This window comes from Mesorhizobium sp. M7A.F.Ca.AU.002.02.1.1, from assembly GCF_003998535.1.
Classification (GTDB): domain Bacteria; phylum Pseudomonadota; class Alphaproteobacteria; order Rhizobiales; family Rhizobiaceae; genus Mesorhizobium; species Mesorhizobium ciceri.
Window position 1 is genome coordinate 1 of the sequence record NZ_RZPB01000841.1, and the last position, 2,435, is coordinate 2,435.

Annotated in this window: 2 protein-coding genes and 1 pseudogene; all 3 read left to right on the top strand. The window is 64.7% G+C overall.

Features of this window, described 5'->3' with window-relative positions; all coding sequences use genetic code 11:
- The first annotated feature begins 15 nt into the window (after positions 1 to 15).
- Complete coding sequence (locus EN879_RS32110) at positions 16 to 177, top strand: DUF1328 family protein (RefSeq protein ID WP_013528842.1); 162 nt, start codon at positions 16 to 18, stop codon at positions 175 to 177.
- 96 nt (positions 178 to 273) lie between these two features.
- Positions 274 to 1,157 (top strand): annotated as a pseudogene (gene dapF, locus EN879_RS32115) (diaminopimelate epimerase).
- Positions 1,157 to 2,435, top strand: a 1,279-nt coding sequence (gene mtaB, locus EN879_RS32120) for a tRNA (N(6)-L-threonylcarbamoyladenosine(37)-C(2))-methylthiotransferase MtaB (RefSeq protein WP_127274529.1), incomplete at its 3' end; no start/stop codon positions are given. The pseudogene dapF and the gene mtaB, both read left to right, overlap by 1 nt.

The window sequence follows — 2,435 nt, forward strand, 5'->3', positions numbered from 1 at the left end:
TTGCGAGGCATTGTCATGCTCAAATGGATTATCATTCTCCTGATCGTCGCCGCGGCGGCGAGCTTGCTCGGCATGCCGGCACTGGCAGGTGCCGCGGCCACCGGTGCGCGTATCCTTATCGGCATCGTTCTGATCATCTTCCTGCTGGTGGTGCTGGGCATTTTCGCCGTCACGTAAGTCCGGCGCTTTCGCCGAGACCAAGCGGCTGCGCACTGGTAATTCCTGCCCGTTTCCGCCATATAGCGCCAAACGGACACGGAATTTTTCGGAGCAATGGCCAGCACTGCCCCTTTCGCCAAGATGAACGGCATCGGCAACGAGATCTCGTTGCCGATATGCGTGGCCGTGCCGATCGGGTGACGGCGGCGGCGGCGGTTGCGCTGAACGCCGATGCCGCGACCAGCTTCGACCAGATCATGGCGATCCATGACGCCAGGACGTCTGGCACCGCCTTTTTCATCGACATCCTGAATTCCGATGGAACCGGTGCGCAGGCCTGCGGCAATGGCATGCGCTGCGTCGTCCAGGCGCTCGCCGCCGAGACCGGCCAGAAGATCTTCACCTTCGAGACCGTGGCGGGCATCCTCAATGCGCGCGAACACGCCGACGGTTCGATCTCGGTCGACATGGGCACGCCGCGCTTCGGCTGGCAGGATATCCCGCTGGCCGAGGAATTCCGCGACACCCGCATGATCGAGCTGCAGATCGGCCCGATCGACGCCCCCGTGCTGCATTCACCCTCGGTCGTTTCGATGGGCAACCCGCACGCGATCTTCTGGGTCGACAACGACGTCTGGTCCTACGAGCTCGACCGCTTCGGTCCGCTGCTCGAGAACCACCCGATGTTCCCCGAGCGCGCCAACATAACCATCGCTCAGGTTACTTCGCCCGAAACCATGATCATCCGCACCTGGGAACGCGGCGCCGGCCTGACCAAGGCCTGCGGCTCGGCCTCCTGCGCGGCCGTGGTGGCCGCGGCCCGCACCAACCGGACCGGCCGCAGCGTCAGTCTGTTGACGCCAGGCGGCGGCACGCTGCATGTCGAATGGCGCGACGATGACCACGTGGTCCTGACCGGCGCCGCCGAATGGGAATTTTCCGGCAACTTCGACCCGTCGATCGGGACATGGGCCCGCGACACTGAAAGCGCGGCCTGATGTCCGCTCTGCCCAAGAGCCCGGTGTCCCCGGGGATCGATGTCGTCACCTTCGGCTGCCGGCTCAACACCTATGAATCGCAGGTGATGCGGCGCGAGGCTGAAAGTGCGGGCCTCGGCGCGTTGGAAGGTGGCGCCGTGATCTTCAACACCTGCGCCGTGACAGGCGAAGCAGTGCGCCAGGCCAAGCAGGCGATCCGCAAGGCGCGCCGCGACAACCCGCAGGCGCGCATCATCGTCACCGGCTGCGCCGCGCAGACCGAGCCTGAAAAATTCGCCGCCATGGACGAGGTCGATCTCGTGCTTGGCAATGAAGAGAAGCTGAACGCGAATTCCTACCGCGCGCTGCCGGATTTCGGCGTCAACGACACCGAGAAGGCGCGCGTCAACGACATTTTTTCCGTACGCGAGACCGCAGGTCACATGGTCGACGCCATCGAGGGCCGCGCACGCGCCTTCGTCCAGGTGCAGAACGGCTGCGACCACCGCTGCACCTTCTGCATCATTCCCTACGGCCGCGGCAATTCGCGCTCGGTGCCGATGGGCGCCGTGGTCGAGCAGGTCAAGCGGCTCGCCGGCAACGGCTATGCCGAGATCGTTCTGACCGGCGTCGACATGACTTCATTCGGCGCCGACCTGCCGGGCGCGCCGAAGCTCGGCAAACTGGTGAAGACCATCCTGAAACAGGTGCCCGATGTGAAGCGCCTGCGGCTGTCGTCGATCGATTCGATCGAGGCCGACGACGATTTGCTCGACGCCATCGCCACCGAGCCCCGGTTGATGCCGCATCTGCATCTGTCGCTGCAGTCGGGCGACGACATGATCCTGAAGCGGATGAAGCGAAGGCATCTGCGCGATCAGTCGATCCGCTTCTGCGAGGATGTGCGCAAGCTGCGCCCCGGTATCGTCTTTGGCGCCGACATCATCGCCGGCTTCCCGACCGAGACCGACGAAATGTTCGAGAACTCGGAGAAAATTGTCGAGGAGTGTGGCCTGACCCATCTCCACGTCTTCCCCTTCAGCCCACGCGAAGGCACGCCTGCCGCGCGCATGCCGCAGCTCCGCCGCGAGGTGGTCAAGCAGCGCGCCGCCCGGCTGCGCGCCGCCGGTGAAGTTGCCTATGTCAGGCATCTGTCGTTGCTCACCGGTACGCGTCAGTCGATCCTGATCGAGCGAGACGGCCTTGGCCGCACCGAGGGTTTTACGCTTGCCGCACTCGGCACGGGCGCACCGGGTGAGATCGTCGAGGCCGATATATCGGGCCACGATGGTACCAGGC

Excerpts from the sequence above, each read along its gene's own strand:
- EN879_RS32110 (WP_013528842.1), top strand. The coding sequence starts at position 16 with ATGCTCAAATGGATTATCATTCTCCTGATCGTCGCCGCGGCGGCGAGC.